The organism is Vibrio sp. Y176 (assembly GCF_033438945.1).
This window is the reverse complement of record NZ_JAWOQS010000005.1, coordinates 258330-283165: the sequence shown is the minus strand read 5'-3', so window position 1 is coordinate 283165 and position 24836 is coordinate 258330. Positions and strand designations below refer to the sequence as shown.

The window sequence follows — 24836 nt, the reverse complement described above, 5'->3', positions numbered from 1 at the left end:
TATCTCTGCGAAGTTAAGCGGTTTGCTGCTTTAATTCGCCTTCAGCTTCTTCAACTGCTTCTGCTGTTGGTTCGCACTTATCAACAAACCAACCCATGTAAGAAGTGAAGATCGTTACGATGATACATACAAAACTCAGCCACATGAACGGGGCATAAGACAGTGTAGCAACACCCAAAATACTGGCCATGTAGATACCGTTGTCACTCCAAGGGACCATACCTGAGGTTAGCGTGCCGCCAAATTCTGCGTTACGAGACAAATTCTTACGTTTGTAGCCTAGACGGTCATAGTTCTTCGCACAGATTTTTGGGGTCAGAATAAGTGAAACGTACATCGCTGAACCAAATACGTTGCCCATAAAGGCCGTACCAATTGTGCTTGTTGCCAATGAACCTGCACTTTGAACGCGTTTTTCAAACAGCTTCGCGATAGTCTCTAGCACGCCTACTTTATCTAGTAGACCGCCAAAACCAAGGCCGAATACGATAACCGCTACCGACCCAAGCATTGAAGACATGCCGCCACGGTTAAGGATTGAGTCAATGAAATCTACGCCAGATGAGATTGCAAACGGAGCCCAAGCCGTGTTGAACGCGGTTAGGAAATCGACATCTTGGATCATCACTGCCCAAATAATACCTAGCAGAGAACCAAAACTGATCACTGGGAATGAAGGCATACGCATCGCTAGAAGTGACAATACGATGATCACAGGAACAAATGAGTAAGGGGTGATGTAGAACTGCTGTTCCATCGCTTTAATGACAGAGTCTACCTGGCTCATGTCAACTTGACCTGCGTAGTGGAAGCCAAATGCAGTAAACATAATGCCTGTAATAATGTAGCTAATGAGTGCTATCGGCAACATGCCTTTAATATGTTCCATCACTTCAACGTTAGACATAGATGAAGCAAGGATTACTGAATCCGATAGAGGCGACATTTTGTCACCAAAGTAACAGCCTGAAAGTACGGCACCTGCAGTGATTGGCGCAGGAACACCAAGACCTTGACCGATACCCATCATTGCAATACCTGCTGTGCCAGCAGCTCCCCAAGATGTGCCAGTCGCTAGCGCAGTCAATGAACAGATGATCATGGTCGCGAGCAAAAAGATGGAAGGGTGGATTGCTTTAAGGCCGTAGTAAATAATGGTTGGAACAATACCACCAGAGATCCAAGTACCTACAAGCGCGCCAACGGCCAAAAGGATTAAAACGGCTCCAAGTCCATTGGAAATGCCATTTAGTGCTGCTTTTTCCAGATCTTTATACTGATGGCCAAGCTTTATGCCCAATATCATGACAATGAACCAACCGATGTATAGCGCTAGCTGAATCGGTAGGTCTAGCTTGGCTGTGAACGAAAATGCCAGCAGGAGAAATAAACCGAGCGAGATAAATACCTGTATCAAGCTTGGTAGGCGTGGTGTAACTTGCTTCATATGTGCCTCTGTCAATCTTGGAGCAATAGAGGAAGGCGCTCCTTGTTGTAATCGCGCATAACATACATTAACAAAAATTATATTTCGAACATTTGGTGCTTTATCTTGATGTTCGTCGGTAAAAACGTTTGCTTGTGAAATTAACTGTTAGTTTGTTTTAACTTTTTTGGTTTTAAATGTTGTGTAATGTGAAATTATTGTGCTTCATGTGTTATTTTCTCACTGAGTGGTAAGACCAATTAGGGGGCTAAAGTACTTTCCCTACTTGAAAAATGGTTAAAACCGCAAACCAAACACTAAAAAATCTCGTGTAACCCGGTTTTTCAGAGGAAAAGGTTAAAAAACGCGCTTATTTACAAAATAGGGGTTGAGATTTTGCTGTGAAAAATTAACTATGGGGTAGGTTTTTTAATACATGGAGAGTTAATACGATGAGAGTTGGTTTAGTTGGTTGGCGCGGTATGGTTGGTTCAGTCCTTATGCAGCGTATGGTTGAAGAGAAAGACTTCGACCTAATCGAACCAGTATTCTACAGTACTTCTCAAGTTGGTATTCCTGCTCCTAACTTAGGAAAAGACGCAGGCTTACTGCAAGACGCGTATGATATTGAAAGCTTAAAACAGCTTGATGCGGTAATCACCTGTCAAGGTGGTAGCTATACAGAAAAAGTTTTCCCTGCACTTCGTCAGGCTGGTTGGAAAGGCTACTGGATTGACGCGGCCTCTACGCTACGTATGGCTGAAGATTCGATCATCACACTTGATCCAGTGAACTTAAAGCAAATCCAACAAGGCATCCACGGTGGCACGAACACATTTGTCGGTGGTAACTGTACGGTTAGTTTAATGCTAATGGGGCTAGGTGGTCTATTTGAGAAAGGCCTTGTTGAGTGGACAAGCGCAATGACTTACCAAGCCGCATCTGGTGCTGGTGCGCAAAATATGCGTGAATTGATCTCGCAAATGGGCGTTATCAATGACTCTGTGAGCTCTGAACTTGCAAACCCATCAAGCTCTATCCTAGATATTGATAAGAAAGTCGCGGATACAATGCGCAGCGGCTCTTTCCCTACCGATAAATTCGGTGTGCCACTAGCTGGTTCGTTGATCCCATGGATCGATGTGAAGCGCGATAATGGTCAGAGTAAAGAAGAGTGGAAAGCGGGCGCTGAGGCGAATAAAATTTTGGGTTCTCAAAGTTCACCTGTTCCAATTGACGGTACTTGTGTGCGTATTGGCGCGATGCGTTGTCACTCTCAAGCACTTACTATCAAGCTTAAACAAAATGTACCAATGGACGAAATCGAAGAAATCATCGCCACTCATAACGATTGGGTGAAAGTGATTCCTAACGACCGTGACATCACTGCTCAAGAGCTAACGCCGGCAAAAGTTACGGGCACAATGTCTGTACCAGTGGGTCGTCTACGTAAGATGGCAATGGGTGATGATTTCCTAAATGCTTTCACTGTTGGTGACCAACTGCTTTGGGGTGCTGCGGAGCCATTGCGTCGTACTCTGAGAATTATTCTGTCTGAGAAAGCATAATCACATCAATCCTTTATTTGATGACAAAATAAAAGAGCTCCGTAGGGAGCTCTTTTTTCATGCGTCGTCTTCCGTTCGAACGACTCTTTTGTCTGGATCGGCCAGTTCACTACCACAATGTTTACAGTAAATTGCGTCAGAGTCGTGCCCTGCGTGGGAGCAGTTTGGGCATTTCACCAATACTTTGTGCGATTGCATCTCTTGGTGCAGTTCGGCAGTGAAAATACCTGTAGGTACCGCCAAAATGGAATAACCCAGTAACATGGTGAGTGATGCAAGCCCTTTACCTAGGTCTGTTTGAGGGACCAAGTCACCATACCCAACCGTTGTGATGGTCACGATCGCCCAATAAATACTCTTAGGAATGCTAGTAAATCCGTTTTCAGGTCCTTCAATGATAAAAATCAACGAGCCGAAAATCGTTACCATAATGGCGACGGAACTAAAGAAGATAAAAATCTTTCTGCGCGCCATAAGCAGTGAACGTAAGAGGATATTGGACTCTTGGAGGTATCGGACTAACTTGAGTATGCGGAATATTCGCATCACTCGCAGCGCCCTGATCACACCCATAAACGAAGCGGATGGGAAGAAGAGTGCTAAATAAGTGGGCAAAATCGCAAGTAAATCGACGACACCATAAAAACTCTTTGCGTAGGCGGCAGGTTTGGGGGAGCAATAAAGCCTTAGAAGGTATTCAATCGTGAATAGGCCAGTAAATGTGTATTCAATAAACTTCAGCTCTTTTTCCCACTCGGCCCGAACGGAGGGTATCGAATCTAACACCAGTACGATTAACGAACTGATGATCGCGATAATGAGAGCAATATCGAACGTTTTACCAGCTTTGGTATGAGTACCAAAAATGGTGACATATAGAGTATGTTTAAGAGAGTCAGTCGTCATGACAAAGCGATCCATTGTTGAATCGCTCTATCATACAATTTTATAGAAACTCAGGCTAATCCTGGAAATAAGTTGCGTAAGCCATTCGCAATAAACTCTATGCCAAGCGCGCCCAATATCAAACCCATGATACGAGTAATGACGTTGATTCCAGTTTGACCTAAAAATCGTACGATCAATGGGGCAGAACGGAATAATAGCCATGAACAAAGGCAGAACAAACCAATCGTAATACTAATGCCCACGGTATCGAACATGCTTGGGTAGCGTGCACCATAAACAATAGTCGAACTGATTGCACCAGGACCTGCCATTAAAGGCATTGCAAGAGGGACCACACCAATCTGTTCACGACTGACGTATTCCGTTTTCTCTTGTTTGTTCTGCTTATCTTCCCCCAGTTTACCGCTCATCATCGAGAATGCGATGCTAAGTAATAGCAACCCGCCAGCGACACGAAACGAATCCAGAGAAATACTGAACATGTCTAACAGTAACTGACCAGCAAAAAGCGAAATGATCAGGATGATCGCAACAGCCACATTTGCTGTTGTTGCCGTATTGCGCTTTTCGTCTGGTGTCATATGCCCGGTTAGTGACACAAACACAGGCATGATACCAACAGGGTTTACTGCGGCGACCAAACCGAGAAAAAACTGCAAGAAGATAGCAAGTTCAAAAGTTTGCATGTTGCGTACTCATCAAAGTTCACATTAGTGAAAAGGAGAAGGGGTAATTTGGGCGTAATGTAAGGCAAAAGTTAGGTTGTAAGAAATGAAAAAAACTAACGCATTCCCTGCCATTTAAGTGAGAAAAACTAATTCTTTAATAAACTGTATCTAATCTGGAAAGGAAATGTTACGTATAAAGTTGCTGATAAATTGCACTGTTTTACATAAACGTTAACATTCGCACATTTTTGATAAAAACCAAGGTGGTTTGTAGAGAGATGTATTCGGTTCGATATACTCTCAGTAGCACACAGAATTGGGCCTACATGTAATTTTGTTGGTCAAAAATGAAACTTTTTTACAGGTTGTTGTAGTTTCTTTTATTTATTTGTCCATTTGCTTCTTTTTTACTCAATAAAAAATGAAAGTTAATTTATTTGTTTATCAGTGATTTATGTCATTTTGGTGTGATGAGGCACCACTTTGGTAGTATTTAGGTGGTGAGAACTGATCCAAGTCAATTTTTTTCACACTCTGAAATATTATACTCAGTCCTGAAAGCAATTTACTAAGACGTTTGTTTTCTAAGTTACTGATAAACAGTAAAAACGATAAGTAATAGCCTTAGTAAAAAGTTTTTAATATTTGTTAATTTTAGGAGATTCCCTATGCCTGTAACTAATATGGCTGAACTAGATGCAATGGTTGCTCGCGTTAAGAAAGCGCAAGAAGAGTTCGCTACTTACTCTCAAGAGCAAGTAGATAAAATCTTTCGTGCAGCATCGCTTGCAGCTAACCAGGCCCGTATCCCGCTAGCTCAACAAGCGGTAGAAGAATCTGGTATGGGTATTGTTGAAGATAAAGTAATCAAGAACCACTTCGCTTCTGAGTTTATCTACAACAAATACAAAGACGAACAAACGTGTGGCATCTTAGAAGAGGATGACAACCTAGGTACTATGACTATCGCTGAGCCTGTAGGCATCATCTGCGGTATCGTACCAACGACTAACCCAACTTCTACAGCGATCTTCAAATCTCTAATCTCTTTGAAGACTCGTAACGGTATCATCTTCTCACCACACCCACGTGCGAAAAACTCAACTAACGATGCAGCTAAACTCGTTCTAGATGCAGCAGTAGCAGCAGGCGCACCAAAAGACATCATCGGTTGGATCGACCAGCCTTCTGTTGAGCTTTCAAACGCTCTAATGAAACACGATGACATCGCTCTTATCCTTGCAACTGGTGGTCCAGGCATGGTTAAAGCCGCTTACTCTTCTGGTAAGCCAGCAATCGGTGTAGGTGCAGGTAACGTTCCGGTTGTTATCGATGAAACAGCAGACATCAAACGTGCTGTTGCTTCTATCCTTATGTCTAAGACTTTCGACAACGGTGTAGTATGTGCTTCTGAGCAAGCTGCAATCGTAGTTGATGAAGTATACGACGAAGTGAAAGAGCGTTTTGCTTCTCACAAAGCTTATGTCCTAAGTAAAGCAGAAGCTGATAAAGTTCGTAAAGTGCTTCTTATCGATGGCGCGCTAAACGCGAAAATCGTAGGTCAGCCAGCAGCAGCAATCGCTGAAATGGCAGGCGTTAAAGTTCCAGCAGACACTAAAGTTCTTGTTGGTGAAGGTCTGGGCAAAGTATCTCACGATGACGCATTCGCTCACGAGAAACTATCTCCAACTCTAGGTCTATTCCGTGCTGACAACTTCGAAGACGCGGTTGCTCAAGCGGTAACTATGGTTGAGATTGGTGGTATCGGCCACACATCTGGTCTTTACACTAACCAAGATACTAACGCTGACCGTATCCGTTACTTCGGTGACAAGATGAAGACAGCTCGTATCCTAATCAACATCCCGACTACTCACGGCGGTATCGGTGACTTGTACAACTTCAACGTTGCGCCATCTCTAACGCTAGGTTGTGGTTCTTGGGGTGGTAACTCTATCTCTGAGAACGTAGGTCCTAAACACCTAATCAACAAGAAAACTGTAGCGAAGCGAGCTGAAAACATGTTGTGGCATAAACTACCTAAGTCAATCTACTTCCGTCGTGGTAGCCTTCCAATCGCGCTTGGCGACCTAGAAGGCAAGAAACGTGCATTCCTAGTAACTGACCGTTTCCTATTCAACAACGGTTACGCAGATGACGTAGTAAGCCTACTGAAAGCTCAAGGCATGGAAGTTCAAACATTCTTCGATGTTGAAGCTGACCCAACACTGTCTGTAGTAGAAAAAGGTGCGGCTCAAATGGCTAGCTACCAACCTGACGTTATCCTAGCGCTAGGCGGTGGTTCACCAATGGATGCAGCGAAAATCATGTGGGTAATGTACGAGCACCCAGAAACTCACTTTGAAGAACTAGCAATGCGCTTTATGGACATCCGTAAACGTATCTACAAGTTCCCTAAAATGGGTAAAAAAGCTGAGCTTGTATGTATCACTACAACTTCAGGTACTGGTTCAGAAGTTACTCCATTCGCGGTTGTTACTGACGACAAGACTGGTGCTAAATACCCACTAGCTGACTACGAAATCACGCCAAACATGGCAATCGTTGATGCGAACCTAGTAATGAACATGCCTAAGTCTCTAACAGCATTTGGTGGTTACGATGCAGTAACTCACGCTCTAGAAGCTTACGTTTCTGTTCTTGCTAACGAATACTCAGATGGCCAAGCTCTTCAAGCACTTAAGATGCTAAAAGAGTACCTACCATCAAGCTATGCGAACGGTGCAAATGACCCAATCGCTCGTGAGAAAGTACACAACGCAGCTACTATCGCTGGTGTTGCATTTGCGAACGCATTCCTAGGTGTTTGTCACTCAATGGCTCACAAACTGGGTGCTGAGTTCCACTTGCCACACGGCCTAGCTAACGCACTACTTATCTCTAACGTGGTACGTTACAACGCGAACGACAATCCAACTAAACAAACTGCGTTCTCTCAATACGACCGTCCACAAGCACGTCGTCGTTACGCTGAAGTTGCTGACCACCTAGGCCTAAGCCAAGAAGGTGACCGTACTGCTCAGAAGATTGAACGTCTACTAGCATGGTTGGATGAACTAAAAGTTAACCTAGACATCCCAATGTCTATCCAAGCGGCAGGTGTTGCTGAATCAGATTTCGTAGCGAAACTGGATGAGCTAGCGGTAGAAGCGTTCGATGACCAATGTACTGGTGCGAACCCACGTTACCCTCTAATCAGCGAACTTAAAGATGTGTTGATGGCTTCTTACTACGGTAAAGCATTTGTTGAAGGCGAAACTTTCGAAGGTACAACTGTTATCAAGAAGAAAGCAGACCAAGAAGCAGCAAAAGCAGCACCTAAAGCAAAGAAAGAAAAAGCTGACGCGTAATTAAAAAATCGAGTGAGCAAGGTTTTCGCTAGCACGGAACCTTAATCGGGAAAAGGTTAAAGCCCCAGTCAAATGACTGGGGCTTTTTTTATTTTGGTGCAGGAGTTACATCTGGCTTGGGAAAACAGAGTTGCTGTGTATGCTTACACTTCGGTCGCAACTACTCGGCCACTGAAGTATTCATTCGCGACGATGTATGCTGTGTTGCGGACTAGTTCGTCTTGGATCTCAGCCCAGTGTCTCTCGTTGAGCTCTTCTTTTGTATGATTTACCGAGGGAATAACGCCGCCCACTCGAATGTTGAATGGTGTGAGTTCTTTTGCCCAGCTGTGAGTAAAACCTGACACCAACGCCGCCATGCTTTCAACTCCCGTAAAGTCTTCATGGTTGTCATGAGAAATGACGTTAACAATGACGCCTTTCTTGTTTCTGGCTCGAAAGCGCTCTGCTCCTACTTGGCCGTAGGTATAAAGGAAGCGTGCCGCAGACGACAAGTGATCAATGTAAGTACTCATTGGTTCTGGCGCCATTAAGCCAGGCATAGGGGAGCTGGTCCAGCAATTAACAATCACATCTGGTGTCGCACGTAGCTGTGATTCTATCTGGTCAAACAATAAGTTAATGGACGTTGTGTTATCACTACACACATTCATCGCATACACTTTGTCAGTGAAAGCGCTGATTTGCTCATAGCTCGCTCTCAAAGCGCTAGAATTTTGGTCACAAAGAATCAACGTTGCTCCAAGGTGAGCAAAGTGATTTGCACAGGTTCTTCCTATAACTGAACCTGCAGACGTGACGAGAATAATTGATTCTTTGATATCCATAGCACCTTCACTGTATCCATATGTGAAAAACAATACACCAGTGGTTTGTGCTAATAGCATGGTTGAAATTCGTTGGGTTCAGTGTGAAAGGCTTCAAACTAACGCTTTCGAGTGAGGACTATTGTGCGGTAATTTGTAAGATGTCACATTTCTGACGTGTAGGTATTGCAAGCTATTGGATAAAAAGCGGATCTCTATGCTTTAGCTTGAATTTGATGCTGACGTTGAGCCGTCACTAGCTGATTATATAGCCCAGCATCTGGGATCAGTTGTTTGTTGCGTTCGCCCAATCTGCGTCGCTCATGACCAGATAGGTTGTGATAAACCTCCTCTGGTAGGTTGAATGTGTCTTCAGGCAGGTAAGTCAGCGCATCTGGTTTTAGGTAATGGCTCAGCTTTGCGGAAGGCAATCCTGCATCGTGAAACTGTTTCGCTTGTTCAGCTGCGAGTTCATAGCTGCTGCTATCAGAACGAAGAGCTTGAGGTTGCGATAAACCCAATTGTTGGCGAAGAATACTGTCACTGGTGATGACTTCCTGGACCTCTTCAACTGGGACCACATCGCGAACATCATTAGAGAACATAGACAGAATCAGCGAGAAATCTGCACGACGACCTTCGTGTACGGCATGGTTAATACCATTACCGAACTGAAGTTCGTTGATAATTGCAGCTTTGTCTAACGTATGAATTTGCATGATGTTCCTCGCTCGATGCTCTTTTAACGGCGTGGATAAGAAGAACTTTAGTAAAAGAGGGAATTATTTAAAGGTGCTAGGGAAGGCGAAACAAAAAAGCCCGCTAAATAGCGAGCTTTTGAATAAGACTAAATTGAACTTAGGGGGAAGTATATTACTTCGCTAGGTTCTCAGCTACGAAGTCCCAGTTTACTAGAGCCCAGAAGCCGTTCATGTAATCAGGACGTACGTTGCGGTAATCGATGTAGTACGCGTGTTCCCATAGGTCAACAGTTAGAAGTGGTGTTGTACCTTCTTCTGTTAGAGGAGTAGCAGCGTTAGAAGTGTTAACGATCTCTAGAGAGCCGTCAGCTTTCTTAACAAGCCAAGTCCATGAAGAACCGAAGTTGTTGATTGCTGAATCAGTAAACTTCGCTTTGAATTCTTCAAAAGAACCGAATGCTGCGTTGATAGCGTCTGCAACTGCGCCAGTTGGCTCGCCGCCCGCATTTGGAGCAAGACAGTGCCAGTAGAACGTGTGGTTCCAGATTTGCGCTGCGTTGTTGAATACGCCACCAGTAGAAGTCTTGATGATCTCTTCTAGAGTTTTGCCTTCGAACTCAGTACCAGGGATAAGACCGTTAAGCTTAACAACGTAAGTGTTGTGGTGCTTACCGTGGTGGTAGTCTAGAGTCTCTGCTGAGATGTGTGGTTCTAGTGCGTCTTTCGCGTAAGGAAGAGCTGGTAGTTCAAATGCCATTACTCGATTCTCCATTGATTTGAAAGGATGACCTTTCGATTGCTTCCAGTGTTTTTTATAGCTATGTCGCCTTTAAGGCTGACTTGCTAAGTATTTTAGCAAGTTTTTACTTTATTAAAACCCCGATATGAAAATATTTTAAGAGGTTAGCAGTGGTGAAGTGCTGCATTGCTCGCCAATGAGCAATCTAAAATTAAGCCTTATTAATTATATGGTTTTTATTCTGTCGTTATTGAGTAGAATGTGGCAAATAAATAAAGTTCAAACCCATGAATGAGGAAGCGATGGAAACTATCGACAAAATCAAACAGCAGATCTCTGAAAACTCAATCCTGCTGTACATGAAAGGATCACCGAAACTACCTAGCTGTGGTTTCTCTTCTCAAGCGTCACAGGCACTAATGGCATGTGGTGAGAAGTTCGCTTACGTAGACATTCTGCAAAACCCAGATATCCGTGCTGAGTTACCAAAGTACGCGCAATGGCCAACTTTCCCTCAACTATGGGTTGAAGGCGAGCTTATCGGCGGTTGTGACATTATTCTAGAAATGTTCCAAAAAGGTGAACTGCAGCCTCTAATCAAAGAAGCAGCAGCGCGCGCTGAAGATCAAGCTGAGTAATTCGTAAATACTCACATTTAGCGATAGAATACGAAGGAGCCGTACTGGCTCCTTTTTCTTTTTAGGTTAGTGGAATGAACATAAAGCTTTGTTCTAACTGCCTATCTCGTAAACCTCGCGAAGCCATGTTAATCCCGCCTAGTGTATACAAAAATTCCAGTATGAATTTTGATGTATATTGGCGTGTAATTACGATGTATGCTGCCATCTATTTCGTAAAGTCGTTTTCAAACATCATTGCTTACACGTCTTTGATAAGGGAGTTGCTACAAATGGTATTTGGTTAAGGAATTACACTAAAGGCAATTTAACTCCCCAGAATTTTTAGGCCAACTTATTTCGGCACAAAATGCACTCGAAGAGTAAGCCCCATCATAAATCAGCATTGGACGCTAAGAACCAAGTTTTGGGAGGATTATGACAGTTTACAAGATAATAGATAATTTAAGAGAATTTCAAACGGTCTGCTCTGGTCCCGATGAAATCGCTAGCCAGTTAGGTGACTTCGACTATTTTGAGAGGATCTTATTACAGGCTATTAAAAACCAATCTCTGCAAGATATTTGGAAGCCTGTGGAGGTAAAGTTTCAAGATGTATTTAAGTACAATTCTCTATTGCCTGATATTAGTTTATGGGCGCGAACATACCTTGTTTTATCTCCGAGGGCATATGAAATATTGAATGCTTATCTAAGTGAACACGGGGAGTTTTTACCTGCTAACTACCAAGGTGGGCAATGGTATTTATATGCATCACTGACTTTTGGACAGGAAAACAAGAGAAAGTGTGTAGAAAAAATCGCATATGGGAGCCGAGATGGGTTAGATACCCTTGTTTTTATTGACGATGATGTTAAAGACAAAATGGTTTTCAAGTCTCGGTTAGAAGGAGCGGGCACCTTGTACTGTACAGATAAGTTTAAGGCTTTGTGTGAACAAAATCAGCTCAATGGCATCATGTTTTCTTCTAATTTGACAGATCCATTTAATTAGTGATTTTTATTAATATGAAAATACTATTTCTCTGATTTTGAGGTTTGTAAGCACTGTAATGGTCGACGAGAAAATTAGCTTTCTCCTCTAAAACGCAGCTTTTTTAGGCCTGTTTCCTTCATGAAAAATGATTTGAAAAGTAACTTACCCATAGGTAGCACTTGGTAGTAAAACATGAGGAGTTGATAGATTAATGACGGTTTATAAAATTTTCGACTGTCACAATGAATATAAAATCGTGAGCACTACGCCTAGTTCTGTAGCTAGGCAGTTAGGTGACATGGATTTAATAGAAAAAATCTTTGTGCAGCCATTAGAAAACTTTTCTTTCAAAAGTATATGGGGTGAAGTAGATATTGAGTTTGAAGATGTTCTCAAGAAAGACTCATTACTTCCTGATATCAGTTTATGGTTACGGGTTTTCTTAGTGCTTTGCCCTAAAGCTTATGCATCTTTAAAAGAGCCATTGAGCAAAGTAGGCGAGTTCTTATCGATTCGCTATAAAGAAGAGGAATGGTACCTGTATACACCGTTGGAGTTTGGGCAAGAAGATGAAGATAAGTGCGTCCAAAAAATTGAATATGGCAGCTTAGCAGGTGTAGAGGTGTTAGTATTTAATGAAAGCGACGTTGCAGAAAAGGTTGTTTTCAAGTCAAAGATGCTAGGAGCGAGCTTTCTGTATTGTACTGAACATTTTAAGAGTTTGTGCGAACAAAATGAGCTAGGTGGGCTAGAGTTCTCAGCTGACAGACTTGTTTATCTAACCTAAGATCTACAATGAAACTTAACACGCCTCGTATAGACTGGCTTTAGAGCGAATTATTAAGATAAAGCAGTTTTTCAACTTATGAGACTGTATAATTACTCTGAGATTTTGAGATGATTTTAAAGGTTTAATTATTAAAGTGGATATAAAGCTTTACTACGTGCATGACCCAATGTGCAGTTGGTGTTGGGGTTACAAACCAACGCTGGATAAACTAAAACAGCAACTGCCAGGTGTGATTCAGTTTGAGTATGTGGTTGGTGGTCTTGCGCCAGATACTAATTTACCGATGCCGCCCGAGATGCAACAAAAACTCGAAGGTATTTGGAAGCAGATTGAGCGCCAGTTAGGCACTAAGTTTAACTACGATTTCTGGAAGCTTTGTACGCCAGTTAGAAGCACTTACCAATCTTGTCGTGCGGTTATTGCAGCGGGCTTTCAAGACTCTTATGAACAGATGCTAGAAGCGATTCAGCATGCGTATTACTTACGTGCGATGCCTCCTCATGAAGAAGCCACTCACTTGCAACTAGCGAGAGAAATTGGCTTGAATGTTCAGCAATTCAAGAATGACATGGATGGCTCTTTCTTAGAAGGTGTGTTCGAAGATCAATTGAGCCTTGCAAAGAGCCTAGGTGTGAGCTCTTACCCTAGCTTGGTTCTTAAAATTAACGACGCTTATTTTCCGATTGCCATCGATTACCTGTCGACAGAACCAACCTTGAAGCTGATTCGTGAGCGTATTATTGACAATATGCCAGCGCAATAACCACAGTTATGAATAACAAAAAGCCGCTCATTGAGCGGCTTTTTCGTAACTAAATGTATATCCATCCAAACAATAGTATTAAAGCACCATTGCTGCAATCCAACCAAAGATGATTAGAGGGATATTGTAATGGATAAAGGTTGGAACGACTGTTTCCCAAATGTGCTCATGTTGACCGTCGGCATTTAGACCAGATGTAGGGCCTAATGTAGAGTCAGAAGCTGGAGAGCCTGCATCACCTAACGCCGCCGCAGTACCTACCAGTGCAATCGTTGCCATCGGCGAGAAGCCAAATGCTAGCGCAAGAGGCACATAGATAGTTGCAAGGATTGGAATCGTAGAGAACGATGAACCAATGCCCATTGTTACTAATAGGCCAACGATCAGCATCAGTAGTGCAGCTAAAGGCTTATTGTCACCGATGCTGGTTGATAGCGATTGTACTAGTGTTTCAACACCGCCAGTTTGCTTCATTACTGCTGCAAAACCTGCCGCTGCAATCATGATGAAGCCAATCATTGCCATCATGTGTACACCTTTAGTGAATACGTCGTGCGTCTCTTTCCATGCAATAACGCCGCCGAAAGTGAACACCATAAAGCCAGCTAGAGCACCGATAATCATTGAACCCGTGTAAAGCTGAACACCCAAAGCAGCGACAATACCAAGTGCCGCAACTAAGATGTGCTTTTTATTAATGACGTGATCGGTTTCGTCAACGACAGTCAACTCAGTTTCTTTGTAGACACGCGGTTTACGATAGCTCACAAAGATAGCCAGTAATAGACCAAACAGCATCCCTGCACCTGGCAGTAACATGGCGGTTGGGACTTGGCTTGCAACCACATTCTCCAAACCGTTGTCATGTAGGTTCTTTAATAGAATGTTGTTTAAGAAAATACCGCCGAAACCAACAGGTAAGATCATGTAAGGTGTGATCAAACCGAAGGTAAGAACACACGCGACCAAACGTCGGTCGAGCTTAAGTTTCGCGAATACGCCCAAAAGAGGTGGAATCAAAATTGGAATAAAGGCGATATGGACCGGAATTACGTTCTGAGATGACATCGTGACAAGCACTAATGCCACCAACACGGCGTACTTTAACCCGGTAGTTGACGCCGAGTTTTCTTTACCATTTAAGCGCTTGATAACACTTTTGGCCAGTAGATCCGTGATGCCTGATTTCGAGATGGCAACAGCGAAAGTACCTAACATGGCGTAGCTTAGCGCGATAGTTGCACCGCCACCTAGACCACTTTCAAATGCGGCAACCGTATCCCCAAGGCTCATGCCTGCGACTAGGCCGCCTACGATGGCACTAAACGTGAGGGCAACCACCACGTTTACGCGCATCAATGCTAACACGAGCATGACGCACACTGATATAACGACAGGATTCATACTTTTCCTAATATGTTGTGTTTACTTATTATTCTTCGTCGACAAGCGGCCAACCGCCGAGGGCCTTCCATTTGTTGACAATTCCGCAGAATAATTCTGCTGTTTTTTGTGTATCGTAAAGCGCAGAGTGTGCTTCACGGTTATCAAATTCCATCCCGGCTGTTTTGCATGCTTTAGCGAGAACTGTTTGGCCATAAGCAAGGCCACTTAATGTAGCCGTATCAAAAGTAGCAAAGGGATGAAAAGGGACTCTTTTTAGTTTACAGCGTTCATTTGCTGCGTTTACAAAACCCAAGTCGAATGCTGCGTTATGAGCAACCATAATTGCACGTGAGCAATCTGCGGCTTTTTGTTCTTTGCGAATAAGCTTATAAATTTCCTTTAGCGCCTCTTGCTCAGAAACAGCACCACGAAGAGGGCTGAAAGGGTCACGAATACCATTGAATTCAAGCGCTTCTTTTTCTAAGTTAGCGCCTTCAAATGGTTCCACATGAAAATGAATGGTGGAGGCCGGATGCAACACGCCATGTTCGTCCATTTTCAACGTAACGGCACAGATTTCTAAAAGTGCATCAGTTTGAGCATTGAAACCAGCGGTCTCAACGTCTACTACCACAGGGAAATAACCACGAAAGCGTTTTTTCAAGGTTAGAGCTTCATTTTCTAGTGTCATGTTGGCTTATTTTTGTGTGACGAAGGCTGCATTATTGCAGATTATACCGATGAGAAAAACCGCAATTTAAGAGAAAACCGGAATTCTATTTTGCATCCAATCAATAAGTTTGTATTGCATATTATGTAGACGTTTATTCGCCATACTTTGCATCATGTAAACCGATAAAACATGAGTAAGTAAAACGCTAAGTGGCGGTTAAGGTGATTGGAACACGGTGGCTCACATTAATGGCAGTGTGACAGATAACCCTATATTGGCGAGATTTTTGCATGCCGGTTGAAGTGGTTTTATTGATGCAAATTGACGGCAACAGACTGCCGTTTAAGAGACAGTATTAGATGAAGAAATGGCTGATTACCAGTGGTGTTGTATTTTCGTTGTTTAGCACAAGCAGCTTCGCTTTGATGGGCAAACGTTATGCTGCAACTCCACAGCAATCTCAATGGGAAATGGTGGTCAATACACCATTAGAATGTCAGCTTGTACACCCCATTCCAAGCTTTGGAGATGCGGTATTTTCATCTCGTGCGAATAAAAAAATCAATTTAGACTTTGAGTTAAAAATGCGTCGCCCGATGGGAGAAACACGTAACGTCAGTCTCATTTCTATGCCGCCACCTTGGCGACCAGGTGAACACGCCGATCGAATTACAAACCTAAAGTTTTTTAAACAGTTTGATGGTTATGTCGGAGGGCAAACAGCATGGGGCATTTTGTCTGAGCTGGAAAAAGGCCGTTATCCGACCTTTAGTTACCAAGATTGGCAGAGCCGAGATCAGAGAATTGAAGTCGCATTGTCATCAGTACTATTTCAAAACAAGTACAACGCGTTTAGCGACTGTATTTCCAACTTATTGAAATACAGTTTCGAGGACATTGCTTTTACGATTTTGCACTACGAAAGACAAGGTGATCAGTTAACCAAGGCTTCTAAAAAGCGTTTATCACAAATTGCAGATTATATCCGACATAATCAAGATATCGATCTCGTGCTGGTGGCGACGTACACAGATTCAACCGATGGTAAAAGTGCGAGTCAAAGTTTATCAGAGCGACGTGCAGAGTCACTTCGTGATTACTTTCAGTCTCTAGGGCTACCGGAAGATCGAATTCAAGTGCAAGGGTACGGCAAGCGTCGTCCTATTGCAGATAACGGTTCGCCAATAGGAAAAGACAAAAACCGCCGAGTCGTGATATCTCTAGGGCGAACCCAAGTGTGATGCATATAAAAACGCCGAAGCTGAAAGCTTCGGCGTTTTTGATTTACTGACGTTGTTAATAATATTTTAGTGGTATTTTGCCAAGCACCTTTCGGTGATTCTTGCTGTATAATTTGAATGTTAGTTTAAGCGGAATTTGGCAATGACTTCGCAATTGGTTGCGGTATCTATTTTTTCAACCTGTTTGGCAATAGCCGGATTAGGGTGACGCTTCATAAAGTCTATCAACGCCTTAGTACAGCATCCTATCGAGTCGATAAAGCTTGCACACTCTTTATTTGGGCATTGTGGGATAAGTGTTAAGACTTTCTCAGAGGCCAGTTGAAGGTATTTGAGTTCATAGTCAGTATCTCCGGCCCAACGCCAGAACTGAGCTAAGTTATGACAAGAAATCACAGAAATTAATAATCGCTCGTCCGCCTCAATTTCCACACATTCGCTAATATCTTCACTCAGGCTTAGGGCTTGCTGGTAATGAAGAATGCTGCGAACAGGGTCATCTAGTTGAAGTGCCGTATCGGCTAGAAGTGTGTGTTTTTCCCATTCACTGATCATTATCGTAATCCCGCATATCGAAGTTGCGGATAAATCTAAACGATAACCATTATCAAGTAAAGAGTTTTGTTTATAAAAGGACAGGCAGATCGCAGACCTGCCTGTAATCGGAGTTCAACTTGCAGTACAAGTGATTATTAGAAGTGCCGCTTAGCCTTCAAGACCTGCTGAAGCTTGCTTATTTTGAATAAGCTCAATCATATAACCATCTGGGTCTTTTACGAATGCAATGTGCGTGCTTCCGCCTTTTACTGGACCTGGCTCACGTGTCACATTACCGCCCGCCGCTTTGATAGCGTCGCAAGTTGTGTAGATATCGTCAACACCAATGGCGATATGACCAAAAGCGGTACCTAAGTCATACTCAGTTTTACCCCAGTTGTAAGTCAGTTCGATCACTGCACCTTGGGATTCGTCACCATAACCAAGAAACGCTAGCGTGTATTCGTACTCTTTATTTTCGTTAGTACGAAGCAGCTGCATGCCCATAACTTCAGTGTAAAACTTGATGGATTTGTCTAGATCACCTACGCGAAGCATAGTGTGGAGAATTCGACCGTTTGACATTTTTTGCTCCTAGCTTTGATTTACAAATAGCGTTAGCTATCTGGGTATACTTTCTCTTTATATTCGCACAAATCTTCGATAATGCAGCTACCGCAGCGAGGCTTTCTTGCTACGCACGTATAACGACCATGAAGAATGAGCCAGTGGTGCACATCGAGTTTGAACTCTTTTGGCACAACTTTTAATAGCTTCTGCTCGACATCATCAACCGTTTTTCCCATCGCAAATTTAGTGCGATTCGACACGCGATAAATGTGCGTATCGACGGCAATAGTTGGCCAACCAAAAGCGGTGTTGAGCACGACGTTTGCGGTCTTGCGACCTACGCCTGGTAGCGCTTCTAACGCGGCACGATCTTCAGGAACTTCACCATTGTGTTTTTCCAACAAGATCTTACAAGTCTTGATTGTGTTTTCTGCCTTTGAGTTAAACAAACCGATGGTCTTTATGTATTCTTTTAAGCCATCGACTCCCAAATCAAGAATGCTTTGAGGTGTATTCGCTACAGGGAAAAGCTTGTCGGTGGCTTTATTGACGCTTACATCGGTTGCTTGAGCTGATAGTAATACAGCGATTAGCAGCTCAAAAGGGGAGCTCCAGTTAAGCTCAGTTTGAGGATTCGGATTGTTTTCTCGTAATCGCTCAAGAATTTCGATTCTTTTTATTTTGTTCATTGCTGACTTCCAATACCGTCTCTGCGGTTTATGAAAAAGGCTCCTATGACAGAGCCTTATCTTGTTATGCGTTAGTGACGCGAGCACGTTCTATGGTTGGTTTTTCTTCTTTTGGTTGACGTGCCTGAATTGAATTATCTATGACATTTTTGAGCGCTATCAACAGCCCAACACCGATAAATGCACCAGGTGGGAGAAGCGCTAACAGGAAGCTATTGTCAAATTGGAAAACTTGAATCCGTAGAGCTGAAGCCCAGTCTCCTAGGAGAAGGTCTGCTCCGTCGAATAGTGTGCCATTACCAATCAATTCGCGCATGGCACCTAAAACAACCAAGACGCTCGTCATACCAAGGCCCATCCACAAACCATCTAGCGCAGCGGGTGCAACATCATTTTTTGACGCGTAAGCTTCTGCTCGGCCAATAATAATGCAGTTCGTTACAATCAGAGGAATAAAGATACCTAGAGACAGGTACAAACCGTACGCATAGGCATTCATTAACAACTGAACGCAGGTAACGAGTGAGGCAATGATCATAACGAATACAGGTATACGGATCTCTTTTGGCACATAGTTACGAATAAGAGAAACTGTTACGTTGGATCCAACTAGCACGAGTAAGGTTGCAATACCAAGACCTAATGCATTGGTTATCGTGGAAGAAACCGCTAGCAGTGGACATAAGCCCAGCAGTTGTACGAGAGCGGGGTTGTTACTCCACATACCGTTTTTCATCAGTAATTTATTCTCATTCATTACTGCTCTCCTTCACAGCCTAACGGCTGGTTAAGAATGTCTTCACGAGATTGGTTTACGTAGTTAACGGTATTTCGCACCACTTTTACGACGGCTCTTGGCGTGATCGTTGCACCAGTAAATTGATCGAAATCGCCGCCATCTTTACGAACTTTCCACGAATTCCAATTGTTTTCCGTGACTTGTTTTCCTGTAAAGCTCAGGATCCAGTCGGTGACACGAAGATCGATTTTATCGCCCAGACCAGGAGTTTCTTGGTGGTTTAGGACGCGTGTCCCCAAAATATTGCCCTGATTATCAATCCCAGTAATCACTTTTATCTCACCATTGTAGCCATCTGGCGCGATAGATTCTATTGCGATTGCTGTTGGTTCACCATTCTTCGTGGCGAGGTAGGCTGGCATCGCACGTAATGTCCCCAGATCTGGAGACGTGACCATTGTACAAGCTTGCGTGAGTGCGTTGTCATGCATGTTTTCTGGAATGACTTGATTCAAAACAGAAAGTAATTGTTTTTGCTCTTGTACCTTGATTTGGTCTTTTGTTAGGTACTGAGTAAGGGCGACTAATCCGGTTGTTGCACATGCAAATATCGCGAGTGTCAGACCATTTTTTCTAATAGCGGTTAACATGTTTACCTCAGTGACCGTAAGTTCTAGGTTTGGTGTAGTAATCGATCAGTGGCACACACATATTTGCAAGCAACACTGCAAATGCAACACCATCTGGGAAACTGCCCCAACTGCGAATGATAAAAACCAAAGCACCAATAAGCGCACCGAAGATTAAACGTCCTTTGACGGTGGTAGACGCCGAAACGGGATCGGTTGCAATAAAGAATGCGCCAAGCATGGTTGCACCAGATAACAAGTGTAAAATTGGCGACGCAGTTTCCCCTGGCGTCAGCAACGTGAACACTAGGCTAAACAGAGTCAGACTCGCAAGGAAACCTGCTGGAATATACCATTGGATGATACGCTTTTTGATCATGACTATGCCGCCAAGAAGGTAAGCAAGGTTTACCCATTGCCAACCAATACCACCTAAGCCATCAAATATCGGCTGCGACATTACTTCGCTTGGAGTGGCACCTGTAAGAATGCCAGTCTTAAATGCATCAAGTGGTGTCGCCATTGTCACACCGTCAACACCTGAGCGAACTTGCTGAAGTGATAAGCCGTCGTAATCATAGCCCGTAAAAATTAAAGAGAGTGTATCTGCAAAATTTACATGATCAGGTATGAGTGATGTCGGTGCACTCCAACTCGTCATTTGTACTGGGAAAGAGATCAACAAGACCACATAAGCGACCATTGCAGGGTTGAATAAGTTTTGTCCAAGGCCACCATAGAGGTGTTTAGCGATTACTATCGCAAAAATAAGCCCGATCACCATAATCCACCACGGAGACCATGGTGGTATAGCAACGGCTAACAACCAAGCGGTAACTATTGCACTGTTATCACGTAGCGCTCTCATTGGTGAGCGTTTACGACAGATCATGACTAAGGCTTCAAGGGATACAGTGACTGCAATGGCAAAAATCAGCTGAATCAGCGTACCCCAGCCAAAGAAGTAGGTTTGAGCTACTAAACCTGGAAGTGCGCAAAGTGCCACCCATTTCATTAAGTCTGGCGTATTACGACGACTGTGGGTATGCGGTGAACTGGCAATAAAAAACGACACTACTCGTTCTCCTCAGTATTATTTTTATTAGCTTCTTGTTGCGCTTTGCGTGCCTTCGCGCGCGCAATTGCTGCGGCAACCGCGGCTTTCTTCGGATCCACTTCTGGTTCTTCGGAGGTTGCTTCTTCAACAGGCTCTGTTTGCGTTTCTTGCTTCGCTTTGCGCGCTTTGGCACGTGCAATGGCAGCGGCAACTGCGGCTTTTTTCGGATCGTCGGTTTGCTCGGCAGGTGCGTCAGCTTCTTCCGCTTCAGTTGAGTCTGCTTGCTTCGCTTTTCGCGCTTTGGCACGTGCAATCGCAGCAGCCACGGCGGCTTTTTTCGGATCGTCGGTTTGCTCAGTAGGTGCTTCAGCTTCTTCCGCTTCAGTTGAGTCTGCTTGCTTCGCTTTACGTGCTTTGGCACGTGCAATCGCAGCAGCCACGGCGGCTTTTTTCGGATCTTCGGTTTGCTCGGCAGGTGCTTCAGCTTCTTCCGCTTCAGTTGAGTCTGCTTGTTTCGCTTTACGAGCCTTCGCGCGCGCAATTGCTGCGGCAACCGCGGCTTTTTTCGGATCCACTTCTGGTTCTTCGGAGGTTGCTTCTTCAACAGGCTCTGTTTGCGTTTCTTGCTTAGCTTTACGCGTTTTGGCACGTGCAATGGCAGCTGCCACGGCGGCTTTTTTCGGATCTTCGGTTTGCTCGGCAGGTGCGTCAGCTTCTTCCGCTTCGGTTGAGTCTGCTTGCTTAGCTTTGCGCGCTTTGGCTCGAGCAATTGCAGCGGCAACTGCGGCTTTTTTCGGATCGTCGGTTTGCTCAGCAGGTGCGTCAGCTTCTTCCGCTTCAGTTGAGTCTGCTTGCTTCGCTTTACGTGCTTTGGCACGTGCAATGGCAGCAGCAACCGCGGCTTTCTTCGGATCGCTGTCTTGCTGTGCAGACGTTTCCGATTCTACAGATTCAGTTGAATCTTCTTGTTGTGCTTTTTTCGCTTTAGCTCGGGCGATGGCGGCCGCAACTGCCGACTTTTTATCATCAGCGTTATTGTCTGGCGTTTCGCCTTGTTCTTTTTGCGCTTTCCGTTCGCGAGCAAGACGTTTGCGCTCTTCGCGCAGTTTTGCCATTTCTGAGTTATCAGGTTCACTAGAGCCTGCTTTAGCTGCTGCCGCTTGTTTCGCCTTCGCTTTGGCAATGGCTGCCGCTACGGCTGGTTTTACTGCTGGCTCTGTTTTTTCTGTGGTTTCTGTCTTTTGAGCTTTCACTCGTGCGATTGCTGCTGCTATCGCATCATCGCCGCCAGAAGACTTCATCTCTTTACGGCGCTGATCGGCAGCTTTCTTGAAGCGATTTTCACGTTCTGCTTTTTCGCGTTCCATACGCGCTTTTTTCTCTTCAAAACGCAGTTTTGCTCGCTCTGCAGCTTCCGCTTCTTGTGTTCTAGTTCTAATTTCTGCTTTCGCTTGGCGGTAGTACTGTACGAGCGGAATTTCACTTGGACATACAAACGCACAAGCGCCGCACTCGATACAATCCTTTAAGTTTAATTCTTCGAGTTTGTCATACTCTTCAGCTTTTGCATGCCATTGCAGTTGTTGAGGCAGCAGCGAAGCAGGGCACGCTTCTGCACATTGGCTACAGCGAATACATTCCATCTCATACTGGTGCGGAGAGATCTCACGACGAGTCGGAGCAAGGATACAGTTTGCTGTCTTGGTAATCGGCACTTGGGAGTGAGGAAGGGTAAAGCCCATCATTGGCCCACCCATAATTAAACGCTGTAACTTCTTATCTGCTTTATAGCCAAACTCATCCAACAGTGCTTGTACTGGTGTCCCTAATAATGCCCAAACGTTGCGTGGTTGTTTGAAGGTTTTACCAGTGAGAGTCACGATGCGTTTTATCATCGGCTCACCGTCGATGACTGCGCGTTTTATAGCGTAAAGAGAACCAACATTCTGGACCAAAATACCAATATCTGCTGGAATCGCGCCACTTGGCACTTCTTTATTGGTTAAAATTTTGATCAGCTGTTTTTCACCGCCAGAAGGGTATTTAGTTGGGATAACGCGAATAACGATGTCTTTGTTTATAGCCGCAGCTTCTAGCGCTTTGATTGCTTCTGGTTTGTTGTCTTCAATGCCAATAATCGTGAGCTTTGGTGTCAGGATATGTTCGACAATTTCGATACCTTGAATAAGCTCTTCGGCATGTTCTTGCATGAGCTTGTCATCAGACGTGATGTATGGCTCGCACTCTGCTGCATTAACGATAAGAATCTCGGTACGAGCAAAACCTGATTGGATTTTTTTTGCAGTAGGGAAGCCTGCGCCACCCATACCAGAAATACCAGCGAGACGAATAATATCAATCAGTGCGTCAGGGGTTTCTTGTTGGTAATCTGCGACGGGGTTTCTTTCACACCATGCATCTTTCCCATCAGGCGTGATGACTGCGCACAACTCACTTAACCCAGAAGGGTGCGCGACAGTTCGTGGCTCAATCGCGGTGAGCGTACCTGATGTTGGAGCATGCACTGGAACCGTAAAGCCGGTCTCCGATTGCGTTAATGGCTGACCTTTTAATACGTAGTCACCTTCGGCAACCAGTAGGTTACCCGCTTTACCAATGTGCTGTTTTAGCGGCAATACAATTTCTGACGGGATAGCCGCATGAGCGAGTTCAGTTTTGTTGGACTGCTTTTTATTTTCTGCCGGATGCACACCACCTGGGAAATCCCAAAGCGCGCCTGTACGAATTTGTTCAATCAAAGACAACATGTGAAACCTTACTTAATTGAATCTTTCACGTTCGCTGCATTGTCGGCAGCATCCGTAATGTTAAGTACCGGAATGGAGTGAAGTTGCCACTTCCAGCTTTCTGTGGTCGTTGCCACAGGAATCATTTCAATACAATCAGTCGGACATGGGGCAACACACAAGTCACAGCCCGTACATTCGTCTTTGATTACGGTATGGACCGCCTTTGTTCCGCCTACAATTGCATCCACCGGACACGCCTGAATACACTTAGTGCAGCCAATACACATGTCTTCATGAATAAACGCAACGGTTGGAATTTTGCTGTCGAGATCGTGCGCAGATTCTTCTGGCTCAACACCCATTAAGTCGGCGAGCTTTTCGATTGTTGCCTGACCACCAGGTGGACATTTGTTGATGTGGTCGCCATTTGCAATTGCTTCAGCATAAGGGCGGCAACCAGGGTAGCCACATTGACCGCATTGAGTTTGCGGTAAAATGGCGTCGATTTGATCCACAATAGGGTCCGCTTCAACTTTAAAGCGAATAGAAGCAAAACCAAGTATCGCGCCGAAAATCGCAGCCAGAACCGCTAACGCGATAATCGCAATTAAAATCGTACTCATCGCTTACTTCACCAAACCTGTAAAGCCCATAAAGGCGAGTGACATTAAACCTGCTGTAATCATTGCTATTGATGCACCTTTAAAAGGTACAGGAACGTCGGCGGCGGCTATGCGCTCTCGCATGGATGCAAAAAGTATCAACACCAATGAGAAACCAACAGCGGCGCCGAAGCCGTAGATGATCGATTCAATAAAGTTATGGTTTTCATTAATGTTAAGAAGTGCCACGCCCAATACTGCGCAGTTTGTTGTGATCAGCGGTAAGAAAATGCCAAGCAAGCGATAAAGCGTCGGGCTGGTTTTGTGCACAACCATTTCGGTGAACTGCACCACAACGGCTATCACCAAAATAAAACTCATGGTTCGAAGGTACTCAATACCCAGTGGACGAAGGATGTAGCTTTCCACTAAATACGCACACACTGACGCGAGCGTTAGCACAAAAGTTGTCGCTAAGCCCATACCTATTGCTGTTTCCAGTTTTTTGGACACACCCATGATAGGACATAGGCCCAAAAACTTCACCAGTACAAAGTTGTTCACCAGCACAGTGCCGACCAACAACAAAACATATTCGGTCATAGTTAT

The 24836-nt window shown here is 44.2% G+C and carries 24 protein-coding genes; 7 read left to right on the top strand and 17 right to left on the bottom strand.

From position 1 onward, the window contains the following. Positions 1-13: 13 nt before the first annotated feature. Complete coding sequence (nhaC, locus tag R7O13_RS14895) at positions 14-1447, bottom strand: Na+/H+ antiporter NhaC (protein ID WP_005380726.1); 1434 nt, start codon at positions 1445-1447, stop codon at positions 14-16. A gap of 431 nt (positions 1448-1878) precedes the next feature. Here nhaC and asd point away from each other — a divergent pair, with 431 nt between their 5' ends. Further along, positions 1879-2994: an aspartate-semialdehyde dehydrogenase gene (asd, locus tag R7O13_RS14890; protein WP_005380727.1), complete on the top strand. Its 1116-nt coding sequence runs from the start codon at positions 1879-1881 to the stop codon at positions 2992-2994. Positions 2995-3051: 57 nt separating this feature from the next. Here the strand turns inward: asd and R7O13_RS14885 are convergent, their stop codons facing one another. Together R7O13_RS14885 and R7O13_RS14880 are read right to left on the bottom strand one after the other, a co-directional pair. Beyond that, positions 3052-3915 (bottom strand): ion transporter, encoded by an 864-nt coding sequence (locus R7O13_RS14885; RefSeq protein ID WP_005380728.1) that lies wholly within the window; start codon positions 3913-3915, stop codon positions 3052-3054. Between the two features lie 35 nt (positions 3916-3950). Further along, entirely contained in the window at positions 3951-4589 is a 639-nt protein-coding gene (locus tag R7O13_RS14880) for a YchE family NAAT transporter (RefSeq protein WP_005380729.1), read from the bottom strand. A 650-nt stretch (positions 4590-5239) separates the two neighbouring features. Here R7O13_RS14880 and adhE point away from each other — a divergent pair. After that, on the top strand, positions 5240-7942 hold the full coding sequence (gene adhE, locus R7O13_RS14875; protein WP_005380731.1) for a bifunctional acetaldehyde-CoA/alcohol dehydrogenase: 2703 nt from the start codon (positions 5240-5242) through the stop codon (positions 7940-7942). A gap of 143 nt (positions 7943-8085) precedes the next feature. On the opposite strand, the gene R7O13_RS14870 is transcribed toward adhE, so the two are convergent. From R7O13_RS14870 to sodB, 3 genes are all read right to left on the bottom strand, one after another. Then, positions 8086-8829, bottom strand: coding sequence for an SDR family oxidoreductase (locus R7O13_RS14870; protein WP_005380732.1), 744 nt, complete (start codon positions 8827-8829; stop codon positions 8086-8088). Positions 8830-8963: 134 nt separating this feature from the next. Then, positions 8964-9467 carry a VC2046/SO_2500 family protein gene (locus tag R7O13_RS14865; RefSeq protein WP_033907342.1) on the bottom strand — a complete coding sequence of 168 codons (504 nt, stop codon included), beginning with the start codon at positions 9465-9467 and terminating at the stop codon, positions 8964-8966. Positions 9468-9621: 154 nt separating this feature from the next. After that, positions 9622-10206 carry a superoxide dismutase [Fe] gene (gene sodB, locus R7O13_RS14860; protein ID WP_005396533.1) on the bottom strand — a complete coding sequence of 195 codons (585 nt, stop codon included), beginning with the start codon at positions 10204-10206 and terminating at the stop codon, positions 9622-9624. 284 nt (positions 10207-10490) lie between these two features. On the opposite strand from sodB, the gene R7O13_RS14855 reads away from it, so the two are divergent. From R7O13_RS14855 to R7O13_RS14840, 4 genes are all read left to right on the top strand, one after another. Continuing rightward, positions 10491-10826: a Grx4 family monothiol glutaredoxin gene (locus R7O13_RS14855; RefSeq protein ID WP_017635833.1), complete on the top strand. Its 336-nt coding sequence runs from the start codon at positions 10491-10493 to the stop codon at positions 10824-10826. 417 nt (positions 10827-11243) lie between these two features. After that, positions 11244-11819, top strand: a complete 576-nt coding sequence (locus R7O13_RS14850) for a hypothetical protein (protein ID WP_033907341.1) — start codon at positions 11244-11246, stop codon at positions 11817-11819. 193 nt (positions 11820-12012) lie between these two features. After that, entirely contained in the window at positions 12013-12588 is a 576-nt protein-coding gene (locus R7O13_RS14845) for a hypothetical protein (RefSeq protein WP_017821150.1), read from the top strand. A gap of 136 nt (positions 12589-12724) precedes the next feature. After that, on the top strand, positions 12725-13354 hold the full coding sequence (locus R7O13_RS14840) for a DsbA family protein (RefSeq protein ID WP_017821191.1): 630 nt from the start codon (positions 12725-12727) through the stop codon (positions 13352-13354). Positions 13355-13432: 78 nt separating this feature from the next. On the opposite strand, the gene R7O13_RS14835 is transcribed toward R7O13_RS14840, so the two are convergent. Then, the gene (locus R7O13_RS14835; protein WP_017821192.1) at positions 13433-14758 is read right to left on the bottom strand and encodes a Na+/H+ antiporter family protein; all 1326 of its coding nucleotides are present in this window, start codon (positions 14756-14758) and stop codon (positions 13433-13435) included. Between the two features lie 28 nt (positions 14759-14786). Continuing rightward, positions 14787-15431: a ribonuclease T gene (gene rnt, locus R7O13_RS14830; RefSeq protein ID WP_005384888.1), complete on the bottom strand. Its 645-nt coding sequence runs from the start codon at positions 15429-15431 to the stop codon at positions 14787-14789. Between the two features lie 341 nt (positions 15432-15772). Between rnt and motY the strand changes: the two genes are divergently transcribed. Beyond that, positions 15773-16654, top strand: a complete 882-nt coding sequence (gene motY, locus R7O13_RS14825; protein WP_005384887.1) for a flagellar protein MotY — start codon at positions 15773-15775, stop codon at positions 16652-16654. Positions 16655-16774: 120 nt separating this feature from the next. Here motY and R7O13_RS14820 read toward each other — a convergent pair whose 3' ends face one another. From R7O13_RS14820 to rsxA, 9 genes are all read right to left on the bottom strand, one after another. Continuing rightward, complete coding sequence (locus R7O13_RS14820) at positions 16775-17209, bottom strand: DUF2753 domain-containing protein (RefSeq protein WP_005384886.1); 435 nt, start codon at positions 17207-17209, stop codon at positions 16775-16777. 150 nt (positions 17210-17359) lie between these two features. Further along, positions 17360-17776 (bottom strand): lactoylglutathione lyase, encoded by a 417-nt coding sequence (gene gloA, locus R7O13_RS14815; RefSeq protein ID WP_005380739.1) that lies wholly within the window; start codon positions 17774-17776, stop codon positions 17360-17362. A 32-nt stretch (positions 17777-17808) separates the two neighbouring features. After that, the gene (gene nth, locus R7O13_RS14810; protein WP_005380743.1) at positions 17809-18450 is read right to left on the bottom strand and encodes an endonuclease III; all 642 of its coding nucleotides are present in this window, start codon (positions 18448-18450) and stop codon (positions 17809-17811) included. A gap of 64 nt (positions 18451-18514) precedes the next feature. After that, positions 18515-19207 (bottom strand): electron transport complex subunit E, encoded by a 693-nt coding sequence (locus R7O13_RS14805; protein ID WP_005380745.1) that lies wholly within the window; start codon positions 19205-19207, stop codon positions 18515-18517. Continuing rightward, complete coding sequence (gene rsxG / locus R7O13_RS14800; RefSeq protein ID WP_047103464.1) at positions 19207-19839, bottom strand: electron transport complex subunit RsxG; 633 nt, start codon at positions 19837-19839, stop codon at positions 19207-19209. The genes R7O13_RS14805 and rsxG overlap by 1 nt, the downstream gene beginning before the upstream one ends. A 7-nt stretch (positions 19840-19846) precedes the next feature. Further along, the gene (gene rsxD / locus R7O13_RS14795; RefSeq protein ID WP_318304155.1) at positions 19847-20893 is read right to left on the bottom strand and encodes an electron transport complex subunit RsxD; all 1047 of its coding nucleotides are present in this window, start codon (positions 20891-20893) and stop codon (positions 19847-19849) included. Beyond that, complete coding sequence (gene rsxC / locus R7O13_RS14790) at positions 20893-23643, bottom strand: electron transport complex subunit RsxC (RefSeq protein ID WP_318304154.1); 2751 nt, start codon at positions 23641-23643, stop codon at positions 20893-20895. Before rsxC ends, rsxD begins: the two co-directional genes overlap by 1 nt. Before the next feature lie 8 nt (positions 23644-23651). Then, positions 23652-24248 (bottom strand): electron transport complex subunit RsxB, encoded by a 597-nt coding sequence (gene rsxB / locus R7O13_RS14785; protein WP_005380760.1) that lies wholly within the window; start codon positions 24246-24248, stop codon positions 23652-23654. 3 nt (positions 24249-24251) lie between these two features. Then, positions 24252-24830: an electron transport complex subunit RsxA gene (gene rsxA, locus R7O13_RS14780; RefSeq protein WP_318304152.1), complete on the bottom strand. Its 579-nt coding sequence runs from the start codon at positions 24828-24830 to the stop codon at positions 24252-24254. Positions 24831-24836: the final 6 nt, after the last annotated feature.

Coding starts and splice junctions, on each gene's coding strand:
- nhaC (WP_005380726.1), bottom strand. CDS start 1,447: ATGAAGCAAGTTACACCACGCCTACCAAGCTTGATACAGGTATTTATC.
- asd (WP_005380727.1), top strand. CDS start 1,879: ATGAGAGTTGGTTTAGTTGGTTGGCGCGGTATGGTTGGTTCAGTCCTT.
- R7O13_RS14885 (WP_005380728.1), bottom strand. CDS start 3,915: ATGGATCGCTTTGTCATGACGACTGACTCTCTTAAACATACTCTATAT.
- R7O13_RS14880 (WP_005380729.1), bottom strand. CDS start 4,589: ATGCAAACTTTTGAACTTGCTATCTTCTTGCAGTTTTTTCTCGGTTTG.
- adhE (WP_005380731.1), top strand. CDS start 5,240: ATGCCTGTAACTAATATGGCTGAACTAGATGCAATGGTTGCTCGCGTT.
- R7O13_RS14870 (WP_005380732.1), bottom strand. CDS start 8,829: ATGCTATTAGCACAAACCACTGGTGTATTGTTTTTCACATATGGATAC.
- R7O13_RS14865 (WP_033907342.1), bottom strand. CDS start 9,467: ATGCAAATTCATACGTTAGACAAAGCTGCAATTATCAACGAACTTCAG.
- sodB (WP_005396533.1), bottom strand. CDS start 10,206: ATGGCATTTGAACTACCAGCTCTTCCTTACGCGAAAGACGCACTAGAA.
- R7O13_RS14855 (WP_017635833.1), top strand. CDS start 10,491: ATGGAAACTATCGACAAAATCAAACAGCAGATCTCTGAAAACTCAATC.
- R7O13_RS14850 (WP_033907341.1), top strand. CDS start 11,244: ATGACAGTTTACAAGATAATAGATAATTTAAGAGAATTTCAAACGGTC.
- R7O13_RS14845 (WP_017821150.1), top strand. CDS start 12,013: ATGACGGTTTATAAAATTTTCGACTGTCACAATGAATATAAAATCGTG.
- R7O13_RS14835 (WP_017821192.1), bottom strand. CDS start 14,758: ATGAATCCTGTCGTTATATCAGTGTGCGTCATGCTCGTGTTAGCATTG.
- rnt (WP_005384888.1), bottom strand. CDS start 15,431: ATGACACTAGAAAATGAAGCTCTAACCTTGAAAAAACGCTTTCGTGGT.
- motY (WP_005384887.1), top strand. CDS start 15,773: ATGAAGAAATGGCTGATTACCAGTGGTGTTGTATTTTCGTTGTTTAGC.
- R7O13_RS14820 (WP_005384886.1), bottom strand. CDS start 17,209: ATGATCAGTGAATGGGAAAAACACACACTTCTAGCCGATACGGCACTT.
- gloA (WP_005380739.1), bottom strand. CDS start 17,776: ATGTCAAACGGTCGAATTCTCCACACTATGCTTCGCGTAGGTGATCTA.
- nth (WP_005380743.1), bottom strand. CDS start 18,450: ATGAACAAAATAAAAAGAATCGAAATTCTTGAGCGATTACGAGAAAAC.
- R7O13_RS14805 (WP_005380745.1), bottom strand. CDS start 19,207: ATGAATGAGAATAAATTACTGATGAAAAACGGTATGTGGAGTAACAAC.
- rsxG (WP_047103464.1), bottom strand. CDS start 19,839: ATGTTAACCGCTATTAGAAAAAATGGTCTGACACTCGCGATATTTGCA.
- rsxC (WP_318304154.1), bottom strand. CDS start 23,643: ATGTTGTCTTTGATTGAACAAATTCGTACAGGCGCGCTTTGGGATTTC.
- rsxB (WP_005380760.1), bottom strand. CDS start 24,248: ATGAGTACGATTTTAATTGCGATTATCGCGTTAGCGGTTCTGGCTGCG.
- rsxA (WP_318304152.1), bottom strand. CDS start 24,830: ATGACCGAATATGTTTTGTTGTTGGTCGGCACTGTGCTGGTGAACAAC.